Raw genomic sequence first — 16,867 nt, forward strand, 5'->3', positions numbered from 1 at the left:
CGTCTGGCCGATCCGCCGCATCAGGCGCGGCAGGTCGCGCAGGATAGCGCTAAGCCCCATCAGCGCGATCTCGCTGCCGTCGAACAATGGCGCCAGGCCGAGTGCCTGCAAATGGCGGCCGCCGATGCCGACAAGCCGAACGTCGCGCCCGGTCATGCGCTTTAACGCCTGCACAAGATCGGCGCCAAGCAGGTCACCGGACTCCTCGCCGGCGACGATGGCTATCTTCAACGGCCGCTCATTCGCCATGCGCCGGCTCCGCAGCAGGCAGCCCGATCACGAACAGGCCGAGCGCATTGGCACGCCCGATGGTGGCGGGACCTTCGAGCACCAGCGAGCGGCCGGCTTCTACGGCAATGCCGGCCAGTCCGGCGGCATGCGCCGCCTCGACAGTCAGCGGGCCAATGGAGGGCAGATCGGCACGCAGTTCCTGACCGGGCTTGGCGCATTTGACCAGGACACCGCGCGTCCGGCCCGCCAGCCTGCCGTGCCCGCGCAACTCCCTTGTCCGCTCGAGCAGCCCGTCAGTCCCTTCGACGCCTTCCAGCGCAATGGCGCGGCCGCCGACCGCAACAGCCGCTTGGCCGATATCCAGCGCGCCGATGGCTTTTGCCGCCGCGTGCGCTGCCTCGATGTCGCGCCAGTCGGCTTTGCGTGGCGCCGCCTTGGTCAGCAGGCCTTCGGCTGCGACCAGCTCCGGCACGATCTCGTGAGCGCCGACGACTTTGATGCCGCTGCGCTCGATCCTGCGCACGAACAATTTCAGCACCGTATCGTCTCCCCGGGTTACACCGACGAAGAGGCTGGGCAGCCAGGCGAGCAGGCCCAAATTGAGGCGCATGGCGCTCAGCCTGGGGCGGCGCGTGATATGACCCGCGGTCACCAGATGCGTAACGTGATGCCGCTTGAGGATCGGCACCAGCGAGCCGACGTCTTCCAGCCTCAAGACCACCTGCTCATATGGCTCGAAATCGGCTATGCGATCGACCTCGCCCGCCGCCATCACGATGAAGGGCAATTTGCCTTGCCGGGCGAGCGCTCGGGCAATTTCGACCGGGAGGCTGCCGCCGCCGGCGATGATGCCGACCTTGGCATCTGGCGCGAGATCAAGGCCCTTTCCGGCAGCCTCAATCTTCGTCATCTGCTCTCAGTCTTCATCATCGGTATCGTCGCCGTCGCCACCCTTGAGCGACGGCACGGCATAGTGCCGCTTGCCGCGACCGGCGATGAAATCGACAATCTTCATGGCAGTCGGCGACGAGGCGAACTCCGCCTTGGCGAATTCGATGTTTTCGCCGACGGTCCGGGAGCGATCGAAGATCGTCTTATAGGCTTTGCGCAGCAAATGGATCTCCGAACGTGGCAGGCCGGCGCGCTTCAGCCCAATGATGTTGAGGCCGCGAAGGCTGGCACGGTTGCCAACGGCGATGGCGTAGGGAATGACGTCGCCGACGATCGCCGAGCAGCCACCGAGAAACGCGTTATCGCCGATGCGGACAAACTGATGAACCGCGGTCAGGCCGCCGATGTAGACATTGTCACCGACTTCGCAATGCCCGCCTAACGTCGCTTGATTGGCGAAGGTGGCGTTCTTGCCGACCACGCAGTCATGGGCAATGTGGGCATAGGCAAGGAAATTGCCGTTGTCGCCGATCGTCGTCTCGCCGCGGCTGGAATCGGTGCCGACATGCATGGTGACGCCTTCGCGGATCGTGCAGTTCTCGCCGATCACCAGCGTGGTACGGCCGCCCTTGTGCTTGGTGTTCTGCGGTGGTCCGCCCAGTATCGCCATCGGATAAACCTTGGTCGATGCACCGATGGTGGTCGCGCCAATCACCGAGACATGGCTGACCAGCTCGACGCGGTCGCCGATCACGGCATCGGGGCCGACGTGACAGAAGGGCCCGATGCGGGCGCCTTCGCCGATTTGGGCGCCTGCCTCGATGACCGACGATGGATGGATGACTGTCTGGATTTTCATTAGCATTCGTTTGTCAGCCGCTTGCGACCATCATCGCCGAGATCTCGGCTTCCGCCGCCTTGGCGCCATCGACGAGGGCCTCGCAAGCGAATTTGAGAAGATTGCCGCGTTTCTTGATTTTCTTCACATGAATTTTCAACTGGTCGCCTGGAACGACCGGCTTGCGGAACTTGGCATTGTCGATGGTCAGGAAATAAACCAGCGACGGCTTTTCCGTACCAAGGCTGCGGATGCAGATGGCGCCGGCCGTCTGCGCCATCGCCTCGATGATCAGCACGCCGGGCATGACCGGCTGGTCAGGGAAATGACCTTGGAAATGCGGCTCGTTTATGGTGACGTTCTTGATGCCGATTGCGGATTCGTCGCCATCTATGTCGACGATACGGTCGATCATCAAGAACGGATAGCGGTGCGGCAGGAGCTTCATCAGCCGCATTATGTCAACCGCTTCGAGCGTCGCCGCTGCGATGTCAGCCATTTCCCCCCTCACCCTGTCTGCGCGTCCGTGCAAGTCTGCGCAAGGCCGCTATCTCGCGCATGGCTTCCGCCATCGGCTGCGCCGGATATCCTCCCCAAATCTCACCGGCAGGCACATTGCTCATAAACCCGCTTCTTGCCGCAAGCTTGGCGCCGGACCCGATGGTCAAATGATCCGCAAGGCCGACGCCGCCACCCATGGTGACGTTGTCGCCTATCGTCACTGAACCGGAAATACCCGAAAGCCCGGCTATTATGCAATTGCGGCCGATGCGAACGTTGTGCGCGATCTGCACCAGATTGTCGATCTTGGTGCCCTGGCCGATGATCGTGTCGGACATGGCGCCGCGATCGACGGTCGTATTCGACCCGATCTCGACGTCGTCCTGGATGATGACGCGGCCGATCTGCGGAACCCGCTCAGGACCCTTTGCGCCGGCCACAAAGCCGAAGCCATCCTGGCCGATCCTGGCGCCGCCATGAATGATAACGCGATTGCCGATCAATGCATATTGCACGCTGGCACCTGGACCGACATAGCCGTCGCGGCCAATCTGCGAGGAAGGACCGATAACCGCATGAGGGGCAATGACGGTTCCGCTGCCGATGGCAGCGCGCGGTCCGATGACCGCGCCCGCTTCGATGATCGCACCGGGCTCGACATGGGCGGTCGCATCGATATGGGCGTGCGGCGAGATACCGGTTTCGCCGGTCATCGGTCCAGGCGTCGCAGCCGCCGGGAAAAGCAGGCGCCCGACCATTGCGAAAGCCTGCTGCGGGCGCGGATGCACCAGAACCGCGATGCCCGCTGGCGCCTTGGCGGCAAATTCGGCAGGGCAGAGAACCGCTGCCGCCCGCAGTGACTGCATCAGGGCGAAATTGCGCCTGCCATCGACGAAGACAAGGGCGTTCTCGCCGCCTTCGTTGGCGGGAGCCAGAACGTCGATCGAAACATCGGAGAGAGCGGAATCGACAAGCATCGAGCCGGTCAGATTCGCGACTTCGCCGGCCGTATACCGGCGTGAGGGCGCGAAGAACACCGGATCGGTCATTCCAGAAGCAATATCCAGCTAGCGCATGACCCCGAAATCGGAAATCGATCCTCGGAAAGGATCATGCGCAAAATCAAATTGCTACAACGTTCTTTGAGCGTCCGATAGGACGCACTGCGCTGTAGTGTCGGATCACTGACATCCGGATCCAAACGAGCCGGAAGCATCGTTACCCGCACATTAGAAGCGGGTCGATATGCCGAAGTTGAATTCCTGCACGTCGTCGGTCTTTTCCTTCTTGACCGGGATCGCATAGTCGATGCGGATGGGGCCGAAAGGCGATGCCCACATCAGACCGACGCCGACAGAAGCGCGCCATTCCATGCCGGTCGTCGACTGATTGACGAGGTTGGAGGCAATCTTGCTGCCGTAGAGCGTTGCCGCATCGGCGAATACCGCGCCGCGCAAACCGAAGCTTTCCGGGATGACCGGCAGCGGGAACTGCGCTTCCGCCGAGGCATTGAAGTAAGTGGTGCCGCCGAGATGGTCATTGCTGTTGTCCGAGGCAACCGGACCGATGCCGCCATATTCGAAACCGCGGATCATTCGATCGCTGCTCTGGAAATGGTCGAAGACACGCAGGTCGCCGCTGCCATATCCCTGGACATGGCCGGCACCGCCAGAAATGAGGCCTACCAGATCCAATTGTTCGGACAACGTCTGATAAATGCTGCCGCGCGCTGTCACCTTGATGAACTTGGCGTCGCCGCCCACGCCAGCCACTTCCGTGCCGACGTTGGCAAAAATGCCTTCATGGGGATTCTTCATGTCGTCAATGGTATTGTAAACTAGGCCGAGACTAACCGACGATTTGAGCCACGGACTCTCTTCGACACCGTTTATAATCGCCTGGGAGACATCGCAGGTGGCAGGGTCGCAGTCCTCGTCGAACTCATACTTCTCCTGAGCGATATTATACGCGAGCTGCGTCGAGATGTTGTCGGTAATCGGCAGGCCGAAGCGCACTGTCGCGCCCGTCGTGTCGCTATCGTAATGGTCATAGTTTCGAGTCTGCTTGTAGATGTCGAATCCGGCAGCGATACGGCGACCAAGGAAGTACGGTTCGGTAAACGAGAAGCTGTAATCGCGCGAGTTCTTGCCGCCGCCAGCCGCCACCTTGATGAATTGGCCGCGGCCGAGGAAGTTCCGCTCACTGATTGAACCTTCTACGGACGGACCAGCCGTCTCGCCACCAGTCGAATAACCGGCACCGACCGAGAACTCACCGGTCGATTTCTCGACCACGTCGACCACCAGCACGACTTGATCAGGCTCAGAGCCCGGAACGGTGGAAATCTCGACTTTCTCAAAATAATCGAGTGCTTCCAGCCGCCTCTTCGCGCGCTGGATGAGAACCTGATTGAAAGCGTCGCCTTCGCTGACATCGAACTCGCGGCGAATGACGTAGTCGCGCGTCCGATCGTTGCCGCGGATCTCGATGCGCTCGATATAGGCCTTGGTGCCCTGGTCGATCGTATAAACGACAGAGATGGTGTGGTTTTCGAAGTTGCGGTCACCGCGCGGCGTCACCTGGGCAAAGGCATAACCAGAACCGGCGACCTTTTCGGTCAGCGCGATGATCGTGTCCTCGACATCCTTGGCGTTATAGACATCGCCCTTGTGGGTCTCGACCACCGATTCAAGCGACTTGCTGTCGACCTCGGGGATCGTGCTTTCGACGCTGACGTCCCCGAACGTATACCGCTCGCCCTCCTGCACCGTGATGGTAACGGTGTATTTGTTGGTTGTGTCGTCGAGTTCGCCGACAGCCGAGACGACCTGGAAGTCGGCATAGCCGTGATTATAATAGAAGCGGCGCAGCAGCTCCTGGTCGGCGCGCAGCTTGTCCTCGTCATAAACATCGTCGCGCAGCACGAACGACAGGAAGGACGAGCGCTTGGTGGAGATGATGTCCGACAGACGGCGGCTCGAATAGGCGCTGTTGCCGACGAAATTGATCGCCGCAATCTGGGTGCGGCCGCCTTCGTTGATGTTGAAGACCACGTTTACCCGGTTGTCGCCGAGATCCATGATCTGGGTGGTCACGGCGGCATCGTCGCGGCCGATACGCCGGTAGGCGGCCTTGACCGCCTCGACATCGGCGTCGAGCTGTTGTTGCGAGAAGGTGCCGCGCGGCTTCAATTGCACCGCGGCTGCAAGCGCGTTGTCCTTGAGCTTCTTGTTGCCCTGGAACAGCACCTGGTTGACGACCTGGTATTCGGAAACCTTGATGACCAGCGTCGATCCGACCTGGTTGATCTGCACGTCCGAAAACAGCCCGGTGCCAAACAGCGCCTTGACCGCATCGTCGATGTCGGAGCTGGAAAACGCCTTGCCGGGCTTGATTGTCACGTAATTGCGGATGGTGTCCGCGTCGACACGCTGATTGCCGGTGACTTCGACTCTGGAGACGACAGCCGCCTCGGCGGCCGATGTGGCAACGAACTGCACTGCGAGCGCGCCTGGTACAACCAGAGCAGCGGACATAGCCACCGCGGACGCGGCGCTCAGAAACTTGGATGCTGCCTTCATCGGGCTTTTGTACCTTTTCTCGAAGTCCCCACGGCGAGAAAACCGGACGTGCGGTAATTTCCCCTACCGTATTAACCGGATTTTCCCTACACGCAAGGCTTCTGGTTAATTTGTATTTACTTAACCCTGTGGCGTGGCTTTCGCGTCACGCATATCCCCACGCATGGTAAACGGCGTCTCAACATTGGTCGCGCTGAAGCCAAATTTCTTCATGATTTCAGCACCCAAACAGATCGTTCCAGAAAACAAAACCCATGAAGCCGAGCACCAGGATGAGGCCGCTCCGATAAGCCATTTCCATCATCCGTTCGGACACCGGCCGTCGGATGACAGCTTCCACGCCGTAGAACAGAAGATGCCCTCCGTCGAGGGGGGGAATCGGCAGAAGATTGAGAATTCCTATCCCGACTGACAGATATGCAACAAGCTGGACGAGCAATTCGAAGCCGAGCTTTGCCGCCTGGCCCGACATCTTGGCGATCTTGATGGGCCCGCCCAGCTGGCACTTGTCCTCGCGGCCAACAACGAAACGCTGCAGGAACTGGCCGGTGCGCTGGATGACGTGGCCGGTTTCCTGGATGGCCGCCCCGACTGCCCCGGCCGGGCTGTAGGTGATCAGCCGCGGCTGGCCGAGTTCCTTGTTGTTGATGACGCCGATCACGGCCACCTGGGCTTTGTTGCCCAATGCGTCTTGTTGTTCCATCAAACGCGGCGTCGCCGTGACGGTGATTTCCTTGCCGCCGCGTAACATAACGAAGGTGATGCTGTCGCCGGCGCGGCCCGAAACCAGACGCTGGACGTCGGCAAAGGTCTCGACCTTGCTGCCGTCGACGCTGACGAATCGGTCACCGGGCATGATGCCGGCCGCCGCTGCCGGACTGCCTTCGGTGACTTCAGCCACCATCGGCTCGTATACCGGCCGACCATATATGGAAAACAGCACGGCAAAGACGGCGATCGTCAGCAGGAAGTTGAACAGCGGCCCCGCCACGACGGTCGCCGCCCGCTTCCAGATCGGCTGCGTGTGGAAGGCAATCTTGCGTTCGTCGTCGCTCAGCGCCTCGACCTCCTCCGAGCTGGGCTGGCTCGACGTCGCGTTCATATCGCCGACGAACTTGACGTAGCCGCCGAGCGGTATGGCGCAAAGCTTCCAGCGGGTGCCGCGGCTGTCGTTGAAGCCGATGATCTCTGGGCCGAAACCGATCGAAAAGGCTTTTGCGCCGATACCGCACCAGCGGCCGACGAGGTAATGGCCCATTTCGTGGACGAACACGACCACGGTCAGCACGAACAGGAAAGGCACCAGCGTACCGAGGACAAGGCCGTCCGTGCTGAAAACCGCGTGAAGAATCTCGTTCAATTCATGCCCTCAAATTCATCCACGGCGCAGATCACGCCGCGACTGTGACATCAATCCAGGCGAATCCATGACGCAGCCCCGCGCCGGCCCACCGACGATGCCGTTCAAACCGGAAACAGCCCCTGTGCCGGATGGTCGGCGGTCGCGGAAATCCAGCCGATGACGTATAGGGCGAAAGCCGCCGCGACAAGCCCATCGACCCGATCCATGATGCCGCCATGGCCGGGTATCAGCGTGCCGGAATCTTTACGGCCGTGGCGTCGCTTGACCCATGATTCGAACAGGTCGCCGGCCTGCGCGACGATCGAAAGCACCAGTGCGACCACGCCAAGCACGGCGAGGTTGCCCGTTCCGGCTACTGCGGCCAGAAGCAGACCGGCCACTACGCCGCCGACCACCCCACCGAGCGCCCCGCTCCGCGTCTTGCCCGGCGAGATCGACGGCGCCAGCCTTGGGCCACCGACGGAGCGGCCGACGAAATAAGCAAAAATATCGGTCGCCCAAACCACGGCGAATAGGAACAGAATGGCCAGCAGCCCTGAATGGTCGCCATCACGCAAGAAGGCCAGCGATAAGCCCGATACGGCCGCATAGGCAAGGCCGGATGCTTCCCACGGTCCTGCCTTTCGCATCGACGCCGCGATGGCAGTGACAGCAACCAGAGCCGCCACGAGCGGCAGCAGCAAAGACGCAGGCAGGCCGGCGACGAGGGCACCAATAAAGACCACGATCAGCGCCTCGGGCAGAAAGCCGAGACCTGCCATAGGACTAGCACCTGCCGGGGCAACGGGGCGGCTCATCCGCGTCCACTCGTAGAAGATCACCGCCGCCATGGCAGCGCAAAGCAACCGGAAGGGCAGTCCGCCGAGCCAGGTCAGGCCAAGCGTCACGATGGCAAGCACGACGGCCGAAATGACCCGGAGTTGGAGGTTGCTCATTCCTCAGCCTGAGGCGACATCTTGGGCGGCAAGTCCGCCGAAGCGGCGCTCGCGGCCGGCGAAATCGCGCAGTGCATCGGACAGGTGCTCGCGACTGAAGTCGGGCCAATAGCAAGGCAGAAAAACGAGTTCACTATAGGCAGCCTGCCATAACAGGAAATTCGACAACCGAAGCTCGCCGCTGGTGCGGATGACCAGTTCCGGATCCGGAATGCCCTCTGTATCGAGCGAGCTGGCAAAGGACTCGGCCGTGATCGCCTCGCTGTCGATCTCACCGCGCGCCACCGCAGCTGCGAGCTTGCGCGCGGTGCGCACGATCTCGTCGCGCCCGCCGTAATTGAAGGCAATGACCAGCGTCAGCGCTTCGTTGCGGAGAGTGAGCGTTTCGGCTTCCTCAAGCAGGCCCCTTATGTCGGGCTGCAGCCCTGCCCTGTCACCGATGACCCTGATCCGCACCCCACTCTGGTGCAGCTCGGCGAGGTCACGTCGGATGAAAAGCTTCAGCAGGCCCATGAGGTCGCTGACTTCAGATTTCGGTCGTGACCAGTTTTCCGACGAAAAAGCGTAGACGGTCAGGAAGGAGATGCCGAGGCCGGGGGCGGCGCGCACTGTCTTGCGCAGCGCCTCAACGCCGGCGCGGTGACCAGCCAGCCGAGGCAAGCCGCGCGCCTTGGCCCAGCGTCCGTTTCCGTCCATGATGATCGCGACATGCGCGGGCGTTGCCATGTTCTCACTTCCGGGCCAGCCGTGGCCAGACCCTAGACCTGCATGATTTCCGCTTCCTTGTCGGAAAGCAGGTGGTCGATGGTGCTGATTGTCTCGTCGGTCAGTTTCTGAACCTGGTCGGCCCGTTTGCGATGGTCGTCCTCACTGATGTCGCCGTCCTTTTCCGCCTTTTTCAGAAAGTCCATGCCGTCCCGGCGAACGTGTCGTGCGGCGACACGGGCATTCTCGGCATAACCGTGCGAGATCTTCACCAGCTCCTTGCGGCGCTGTTCGTTGAGCTCGGGCAGCGGAATCCTGAGATTGGTACCGTCGACGATAGGATTGAACCCGAGATTGGCTTCACGGATGGCACGGTCGACCGCGCTGACCATCGACTTGTCCCAGACCGAAACCGAAATCATGCGCGGTTCCGGAACCGACACTGTTGCCACCTGGTTGATCGGCATGGTGGTGCCATAGGCCTGCACCTGGACGGCATCGAGCAGGTTGCTCGACGCGCGGCCGGTGCGCAGCGAAGCCAGATCATGCTTGAACGCGGCGATCGCCCCGTCCATGCGCCGTTTGAGATCGTCGTATTCGCCATTCATCATCGTCTCCTCGACCCGTTAACCCGGGTTCACTGCTTAGGGTAAGCCCTGTTCGAGCCTCATCCGCAACCGATCCCTTTCGGGTTCATGGTCCGGTCAATCGTCTGCGACGACCGTGCAACGGCCGCCACCCCTCAGGATATCGCCGAAACCACCCTTCTCGTGGATCGAATAGACGATTATCGGAATGTTGTTTTCGCGCGCAAGTGCAATCGCCGCCGTATCCATGATCGAAAGCCCGCGTTTGATGACTTCGTCATGGCTGATCCGCTCGAAACGTGTCGCGTGCGGGTCCTTCTTGGGATCAGCCGAATAGACACCATCGACCTGGGTGCCCTTGAACAGAGCATCGGCTCCGATCTCGGCGGCGCGAAGGGCTGCAGCCGAATCGGTGGTGAAGAACGGATTGCCGGTGCCGCCGGCGAAGATAACGACCTTGCCCTGGTTCATGTAGGCGGTCGCCTGACGCTGCGAAAAACTTTCGCAAAGCTCGGGCATGGCGATCGCCGACAGCACCACGGCGTCGACGCCGATCTTGTTGAGCGAGGTGCGCAGCGCCAGCGAATTGATGACGGTGGCAAGCATGCCCATATGGTCGCCGGTGACGCGGTCTCCGCCTTTTGACGCGACTGCGACGCCACGGAAGATGTTGCCGCCCCCTATGACGACACCGACTTCGATGCCCAATGCGCGGGCCTCGGCGATGTCGGCGGCGATGCGGTCGACCACCGATACGTCGATGCCGAAATGCTGCTCGCCCATTAACGCTTCGCCCGATGCTTTCAGCAAGACACGTCGGTAGAGGGGCTTCACCGTCATCTGGTCCTCGTCATCGTGCGTGTGACGCGTTTCGGTGCGCCCCGAAACACTGGGCGTTCCGATACACGAAGGGCGCCACGATGTCACGCGGCGCCCGAGCCCGAAAACTCTCTTCCAGCTTCAGCTTACACGGCAAAAGCACCTTGCATGAACGGGTTCGGCATGTTGCCAGCCGGCTTGTCACCGACTGTCTGACCTCCGGTAAGGCCATCCTGTATTTCCGAGCCGAAGAACGAATACGAAAAAGGGTGTGAAAGACCGGCTCACCGCATCGAGCCGTGCCCGAAGGTCCTGCGCAATGTCGAAATCGAGCGCGCCGAGGTCGTCCTTGAGTTGATCCTACGCCGCGCAAGAATCGGCCGGGCATCCTCGCGGACACCCGGCCGAAAAAGACTTTTAAACGAATAGTTTACTTCTTGACCGCTGCCGCGACTTCCGCCGCGAAATCGGTCTCTTCCTTCTCGATGCCCTCACCGAGCGCGAAGCGCAGGTAGGCAGCGATTTTGGCTGGCGCGCCGATCTCGCTTTCGGCATCCTTCAGCGCCTTCTCGACGGTGATGTCGGGATTGAGCACGAAAGCCTGCTTGAGCAGCACGACCTCTTCGTAGAACTTGCGCAAACGGCCCTCGACCATCTTCTCGATAATCGCTTCTGGCTTGCCGGACTGGCGTGCCTGGTCGGCGAAGATCGCCTTCTCGCGCTCCACCGCGGCCGGATCGAGCTCTTCAGTGGTCAAGGCCATCGGATTGGTGGCAGCGACATGCATGGCAACCTGACGGGCGAAGGCGTTCGCGGCATGCGCGTTGCCTGTCGTCTCGATGGCCACCAGCACGCCGAGCTTGCCAAGGCCGTCGGCGACCGCATTGTGAACGTAGGTTGCGACAGCGCCGTGCTCGACGGTGAGCTTGGCCGAGCGGCGGAAGCCCAGATTCTCGCCGATGGTGCCGACGGCGTCCTTGATGGTCTCGGCGACCGACTTGCCCGAGCCCGGATAGGGAGCGGCGGCAACGGCTTCGGTCTTGCCGCCATAGGCAAGCGCGACCTTCGCGACATTGGCGACGATCTCTTGGAACGCAGCATTGCGGGCAACGAAGTCCGTCTCGGAATTGACCTCGACGATCGCTGCCTCGCGGACGCCCGAATCGACGCCGATCAGGCCTTCGGCAGCGGTACGGCCAGCCTTCTTGTCGGCCTTGGAAATGCCCTTCTTGCGCAGCCAGTCGATGGCTTCTTCCATATTGCCGTTGGTCTCGTTCAACGCCGCCTTGCAGTCCATCATGCCCGCGCCGGTCAAGTCGCGGAGTTCTTTGACCTGTGCAGCCGAAATGCTCATTGTCGCCTCTTTGTCTAAATGCACTGACGCACCATCGATTTTCGATGATGCGCCTGGTGCCGGTAGCGCTTACCGCGCCAACATATTGGAAAGATGAAGGCCGCAGCCGGCCTTCGCTACTATGCTTCCGGGGTCTGGGCTGCCGGGCTCTCGGCGGCCGGGGTCTGCTCGAGCGCCGGCTCGACCGGAGCCTCGACCGATGCGCCGATATCGACACCGAGCGCGCCCTGCTGACGGGCGATGCCGTCGATAGCTGCCTTGGCGATCAGATCGCAATACAGCTGGATGGCGCGGGCCGCGTCGTCATTGCCGGGGATCGGGAAGTCGATCTTGTCCGGGTCGCAGTTGGAATCGATGATGGCAACGACCGGGATGCCGAGACGCTTGGCCTCGAGAATGGCGATCGCTTCCTTGTTGGTGTCGATCACGAACATCAAATCGGGCGTCGAACCCATATCCTTGATGCCGCCCAGCGCCTTGTCGAGCTTTTCACGCTCGCGATCGAGGTTGAGGCGCTCCTTCTTGGTCAGGCCCTGAGCCTCGCCGGCCAGCATCTCGTCGAGCTTGCGCAGGCGCTGGATGGAATTCGAGATCGTCTTCCAGTTGGTCAGCATGCCGCCGAGCCAGCGCGAATTGACATAGTACTGGGCCGAGCGCTGCGCGGCATCGGCGACAATGTCGGAGGCCTGGCGCTTGGTGCCGACGAACAGCACGCGGCCGCCCTTGGCAACAGTGTCGGAAACCTGCTTCAGCGCCTGGTGCAGCAGGGGCACCGTCTGCGAGAGGTCGATGATGTGGATGTTGTTGCGGGCGCCGTAGATATAGGGCGCCATTTTCGGATTCCAGCGGTGGGTCTGGTGGCCGAAGTGAATGCCAGCTTCCAATAGCTGGCGCATGCTGAAATCAGGCAGAGCCATTCTTATTTCCTTTCCGGTTAGCCTCCACGGACACAGGCATTTTTGGACTTTGTCCTCAAACGCCACCGGAGGTTTCAGCCGGATTTCTCCCGGGCAGACACCAAAGTCCGTGTGTGGAATGAGCGCGCATATAGAGGGGAAGCGCGACAAACGCAAGCGGTGTGGCGTCTTGCGGCTCAGCGTGCGGCGATCAGCGCACCGGTGTCATTGTCGCATCTTCCCCTTCGGCACCCGCACACGCCGGAAAACAGCGACGATCTCCTCGCGGGTGCATTCGATGGCGCCTAACCGCACTGCGCGGTCACGCTCCAGCCCGGTTATGTCATAATGCGGCGCCGATGTCTTGGGTGGCCCTTGATAGGACGAGCGCTTGACGCCGAGCTGCGCGGCGAAGCGATGCAGCTCGTCGGTATCGTCTGCCAGCAGATGACACCAGCGGTGGCCGACCCATTTCCAGATCGCCGCATCGACATAGACCGCCATGAGGTTTGCCGCACTCCTTCATCTTGCGCCGACCAACACGCCGCTAACGATGATAGAAGGGATTGGCACAGAAAATGAAGGCGCCGCCGGCCTCGAGTTGCGTCATCGTCCTGGTGACGGTCTCCTGCATCCGGTCGTGCAGTTCGGCGAGTGCCTCCTCTACGGAGCCTTGATAGGCGTGCAAGCCAAGCGGCTCCGGTACCCGGACATAGGCGCGGCGTGGGCCTGCCGGCTGCGGCACGAAACGGTTGATCGTATCGCGCAGCGTACCTTTGCAATAGTCGTTGCGGATCCGCTTCAAATGTTCGGCGATCTCCTCCTGCGTGATGCGCGGATTGGCTGAGGCCCACGGCCCGACACGCTGCAGTCGCTGGATCGTATCTGCCAGCGTTCGGACCTGCGCCTGGTTTTCGGCGCCGTCTATGTTCTCCCGCAGCCAGCGCCGCGAGCGCCGCAAAAGCTCGGCAGTGTCGAGCGTGTCGGCGTCGACCGAGACAAGTTCAGCAAGGCGACGGCCGAGTTCCGCGAGCAGGTCTTTTTGACGTGCGTCATACGAAACCCGCTCATCGGACCGCAGGCCATATGCAGCCTCATCGCGCGACAGCAACGTCGCATAGATATGATGGATGCGCTCCGGCAGCGAATCGGCGGCACGGCGTTCGATCTTCAGGCTGTGCTCGACATAGGCACATTCCTTTGCCAGCGGTGCCTCGACATTCCCCGTGAAAGCAAGCTTCCAGATCACGGGCGCGATCCAAACCTTGAAATCCGGATCCGTCAGGCGGCCGCGCTTCAGCGCCTCGAACCGCATTTCGACCGCACCTGGCAGCAGCGGGGCAACGATGTTGGCATGCCAGCCGACACCGCCTTCGGGATGCAGGAGCACGCCGTGCCCCTTCAGCGCCCAGGCCACCGAATGTTCCTTGGCGGCCGCGCTGTTGCCCGGGATTTGCGCGATCAGATTGTTGGCCAACCAGAATTTCTGCATTAGCCGGCCAAGCCCGTTGACGACGCCGTGCGTGGCCCAGGATGCCGTCAGCGGGCTTACCCGCGAGACGACCTCCTTGTCGATCATCCAGTCGGTAAAGAATTCGGGATGGTTGGGCGTGATGAACGTCGCCTTGCCCGCACCGCAACAAGCCTTCAGCCTTTGCCGGTCATCCTCTGGAAAATAGATGTGGCGGACATTGGCGACGCCGCGCAAACCGGCCAGACGGTTGAACGGCAACAGGTCGCGAAAGCCTGGAATGCCGTGCAGCATGACAATTCGGTTGACGAACGTCATGGCCTTGATCAGCGTCGCATTGGGCCGCGGCGCCACAAAAACGTCGATCCTGCTCAACCTGCTCCCCCACGGCGCTTACCGTCGTTAGGCGATGATGGGCAATTGCGGCATGCTCAAGTCGATACGACACGCCCGCAAGATCAAGCGCTACTATCCCGGATAGCGGCCGGCGGCTTGTCGTTGGTTCGAGCCTATTTCGACGGGCAGGTCTTTGGCTGATCGAACAGCGACAGATTGACCAGTTTGCCGGTCATCGAGAACTCGCCATAGTCCATGACGAGATCGCGCGTGATGCCGTTCTTGTGCAGCTTGAAGCTGATCCGGTATTCCGGCACCTCCTCGCCGCCTTTGTCGGCATCATCGAAATAGGCGATATCGACCGGCCAGTATTTGTCGGTGGCGAGCTTGGCCAGCGCCGGCGCTTCCGGATCGGCGTTGTCGGCATCGGCTTGCTTGCCGACGACGACGGTGGTGGTCACCACCTTGTTGGCATCCTCAGAGCCGTCGAACAGGTTGGTTTCGTAGAAGCGCTCGCCCTTTTCCGCCTTGCCGATCATTTCGACCATTTGCTGGGTCGGGAACTGGGTCGGCGCGAGTTCCAGGCTGTTCTTCTCGGGCTTGTCGATATCGACCTTGAGACCGTTGGCCTCCTTCGTTGCGGTACCCTTGACCTCCTTGTCGAGGTTCTGGTCAACAAAGGATTTGTTCACGAAGGAGAAGGTCTTGCCCTCGGCGTCCTCAAAGGTGGTCATCTGCTGGTCTGTCAGCCTGGTGTTGTCGCTGGTTACGATCTGGGTCACCAAACGGAACTTTACCGTATAGCCCTCGCAAGGGGAGCCGTTGAACTCGTAGACCATGCGGCCAGTGATGCCGGTGATGCCGGAGCGGTCGGAGGCTTTGTCGAGTGAAATGTCGTAAACCGCGCGATGCGCCTGCAGCGCCGGCACCGCAAAAGCGGGAGCCGCCCAGGAAGCCGCTGTCAAGAGAACGGCGTTGAATGCGAGGCGCGTTGCGCGCATGGGGTGCTCCGATCATCGCGGCTAATGGCAGGCCGCATGGAAAGATGGTCCAGCTTAAAAAAAGTCGTGGCGGAAGCGAGGCAAAAATAGCAATTTCGGCCCGGCCTGCGCGGCACCTTCAAGCAATAGGGAAATAGCATGAGCGAAACAATCGAAAAGCGGCTAAGCGATCTCGGCGTGACGCTGCCGGCCGCCGCCGCGCCCGCCGCCAATTACGTGCCCTATTGCAGGACCGGCAATCTGCTGTTCACCGCCGGGCAGTTGCCGCTCAAGGACGGCAAGCTCCAGGCGAGCGGACTGCTTGGCAGCGATGTCGACACCGCGACCGGCAAGGAAGCCGCAAAATACTGTGCGATCAACATATTGGCGCAAGCCCAGGCAGCACTTGGCGATCTCGAGAAAATCCGTCGCTTGGTGAAGATCACCGTCTTCGTCGCCTCGGCACCGGACTTTGTCGAACAGCATCTGGTTGCCAACGGTGCCTCGGATTTTCTCGCCGCGGTGCTCGGCGATCGCGGCACGCACGCTCGCTCCGCCGTCGGCACCGCCTCCCTGCCGCTTAATGCCGCAGTGGAAATCGAAGCGATCTTCGAAGTCGAATGACCGGGACTGCAACCATGACCGATCTTTCCTGGCTGACCGCCCGGCCCGTCGCCCATCGCGGCCTCCACGACATGAACAAGACGCGCTGGGAGAACACCCTTTCCGCCTTCGCCGCGGCGGCCGAGCGTGGCTACGCGATTGAATGCGACGTGCACCTGTCTTCCGACGGCGTCCCCGTCATCATCCACGATGGCGATCTGCGGCGGCTGACCGGCGAAAACGGCTTCGTCTGGCAGCGTACGGCTGCCGAAATCACCGCGCTGAAGGTCGGCGGCACCGCCGACCATTTGCCGACGCTGCAGCAGGCGCTTGATCTGGTCGACGGCCGTGTGCCGATGGTTGTCGAACTGAAAGGAGCTGCCGGGCACGACGACGGCCTGGTCGAAAGCGTCGGTAAGATGCTCAAGCAATACAAGGGCAAGACTGCGATCATGTCGTTCGACCATTGGCTGATCCGAGAGTTCCCGAAATATGCTCCCGGCATACCCGGCGGGTTGACCGCCTACGGCAACGACAACCACCTGATCGAGGCGCATTTCGCCATGCTGGCGCATGACATCGCCTTCACCTCCTACGCCGCCGGCGATCTGCCGAACCGGTTCGTCTCCTTCGTGCGAGAAAAACTCGGCATGCCGGTGATCACCTGGACCGTGCACGACCGGCCTGCCGTCGACCTGACCTTCAAATATGCCGACCAGATGACGTTCGAAGGATTCGAGCCAGATCTGGTACGGCTTGCTTGAGCGGGCTTGTAT

17 protein-coding genes and 1 pseudogene are annotated in these 16,867 nt (G+C 61.4%); 2 read left to right on the top strand and 16 right to left on the bottom strand.

What is annotated here, in order from left to right; translation table 11 throughout:
- The 16 genes and pseudogenes from NKJ12_RS23885 to NKJ12_RS23960 form a co-directional block, all read right to left on the bottom strand.
- Positions 1-249 (bottom strand): annotated as a pseudogene (locus NKJ12_RS23885) (lipid-A-disaccharide synthase); the annotation flags it as partial.
- A complete protein-coding gene (locus NKJ12_RS23890) occupies positions 239-1,141 on the bottom strand; it encodes an LpxI family protein (RefSeq protein WP_502896085.1) in 903 nt (300 codons plus the stop codon). The gene NKJ12_RS23890 and the pseudogene NKJ12_RS23885, both read right to left, overlap by 11 nt.
- Positions 1,142-1,147: 6 nt before the next feature.
- On the bottom strand, positions 1,148-1,981 hold the full coding sequence (lpxA, locus tag NKJ12_RS23895; protein WP_352478915.1) for an acyl-ACP--UDP-N-acetylglucosamine O-acyltransferase: 834 nt from the start codon (positions 1,979-1,981) through the stop codon (positions 1,148-1,150).
- 13 nt (positions 1,982-1,994) lie between these two features.
- The gene (fabZ, locus tag NKJ12_RS23900; protein WP_023674942.1) at positions 1,995-2,459 is read right to left on the bottom strand and encodes a 3-hydroxyacyl-ACP dehydratase FabZ; all 465 of its coding nucleotides are present in this window, start codon (positions 2,457-2,459) and stop codon (positions 1,995-1,997) included.
- Positions 2,452-3,510 carry a UDP-3-O-(3-hydroxymyristoyl)glucosamine N-acyltransferase gene (gene lpxD / locus NKJ12_RS23905; protein ID WP_352688320.1) on the bottom strand — a complete coding sequence of 353 codons (1,059 nt, stop codon included), beginning with the start codon at positions 3,508-3,510 and terminating at the stop codon, positions 2,452-2,454. Before lpxD ends, fabZ begins: the two co-directional genes overlap by 8 nt.
- A gap of 180 nt (positions 3,511-3,690) precedes the next feature.
- On the bottom strand, positions 3,691-6,042 hold the full coding sequence (bamA, locus tag NKJ12_RS23910; RefSeq protein WP_352508490.1) for an outer membrane protein assembly factor BamA: 2,352 nt from the start codon (positions 6,040-6,042) through the stop codon (positions 3,691-3,693).
- Positions 6,043-6,259: 217 nt separating this feature from the next.
- Entirely contained in the window at positions 6,260-7,402 is a 1,143-nt protein-coding gene (gene rseP, locus NKJ12_RS23915) for an RIP metalloprotease RseP (RefSeq protein WP_352705445.1), read from the bottom strand.
- Positions 7,403-7,506: 104 nt separating this feature from the next.
- A complete protein-coding gene (locus NKJ12_RS23920; protein ID WP_352508488.1) occupies positions 7,507-8,340 on the bottom strand; it encodes a phosphatidate cytidylyltransferase in 834 nt (277 codons plus the stop codon).
- Between the two features lie 3 nt (positions 8,341-8,343).
- Complete coding sequence (locus tag NKJ12_RS23925) at positions 8,344-9,066, bottom strand: isoprenyl transferase (protein ID WP_352508486.1); 723 nt, start codon at positions 9,064-9,066, stop codon at positions 8,344-8,346.
- 32 nt (positions 9,067-9,098) lie between these two features.
- Positions 9,099-9,653: a ribosome recycling factor gene (frr, locus tag NKJ12_RS23930; protein WP_352508485.1), complete on the bottom strand. Its 555-nt coding sequence runs from the start codon at positions 9,651-9,653 to the stop codon at positions 9,099-9,101.
- Between the two features lie 96 nt (positions 9,654-9,749).
- The gene (gene pyrH, locus NKJ12_RS23935) at positions 9,750-10,472 is read right to left on the bottom strand and encodes a UMP kinase (protein ID WP_023674934.1); all 723 of its coding nucleotides are present in this window, start codon (positions 10,470-10,472) and stop codon (positions 9,750-9,752) included.
- A 409-nt stretch (positions 10,473-10,881) separates the two neighbouring features.
- Entirely contained in the window at positions 10,882-11,805 is a 924-nt protein-coding gene (tsf, locus tag NKJ12_RS23940; protein WP_352471655.1) for a translation elongation factor Ts, read from the bottom strand.
- 119 nt (positions 11,806-11,924) lie between these two features.
- Positions 11,925-12,722 (bottom strand): 30S ribosomal protein S2, encoded by a 798-nt coding sequence (rpsB, locus tag NKJ12_RS23945; protein ID WP_254817316.1) that lies wholly within the window; start codon positions 12,720-12,722, stop codon positions 11,925-11,927.
- A gap of 204 nt (positions 12,723-12,926) precedes the next feature.
- Entirely contained in the window at positions 12,927-13,205 is a 279-nt protein-coding gene (locus NKJ12_RS23950) for a DUF4031 domain-containing protein (RefSeq protein ID WP_352508484.1), read from the bottom strand.
- Between the two features lie 43 nt (positions 13,206-13,248).
- Entirely contained in the window at positions 13,249-14,547 is a 1,299-nt protein-coding gene (locus NKJ12_RS23955) for a lysophospholipid acyltransferase family protein (RefSeq protein ID WP_352688317.1), read from the bottom strand.
- A gap of 134 nt (positions 14,548-14,681) precedes the next feature.
- Positions 14,682-15,509: a cell envelope integrity EipB family protein gene (locus tag NKJ12_RS23960; RefSeq protein ID WP_023674927.1), complete on the bottom strand. Its 828-nt coding sequence runs from the start codon at positions 15,507-15,509 to the stop codon at positions 14,682-14,684.
- A gap of 138 nt (positions 15,510-15,647) precedes the next feature.
- On the opposite strand from NKJ12_RS23960, the gene NKJ12_RS23965 reads away from it, so the two are divergent.
- Positions 15,648-16,112, top strand: a complete 465-nt coding sequence (locus tag NKJ12_RS23965) for a RidA family protein (RefSeq protein ID WP_352508482.1) — start codon at positions 15,648-15,650, stop codon at positions 16,110-16,112.
- A 14-nt stretch (positions 16,113-16,126) separates the two neighbouring features.
- Positions 16,127-16,855: a glycerophosphodiester phosphodiesterase gene (locus tag NKJ12_RS23970; RefSeq protein WP_352508481.1), complete on the top strand. Its 729-nt coding sequence runs from the start codon at positions 16,127-16,129 to the stop codon at positions 16,853-16,855.
- Positions 16,856-16,867: the final 12 nt, after the last annotated feature.

Source organism: Mesorhizobium sp. M0195 (genome assembly GCF_040322115.1).
Classification (GTDB): domain Bacteria; phylum Pseudomonadota; class Alphaproteobacteria; order Rhizobiales; family Rhizobiaceae; genus Mesorhizobium.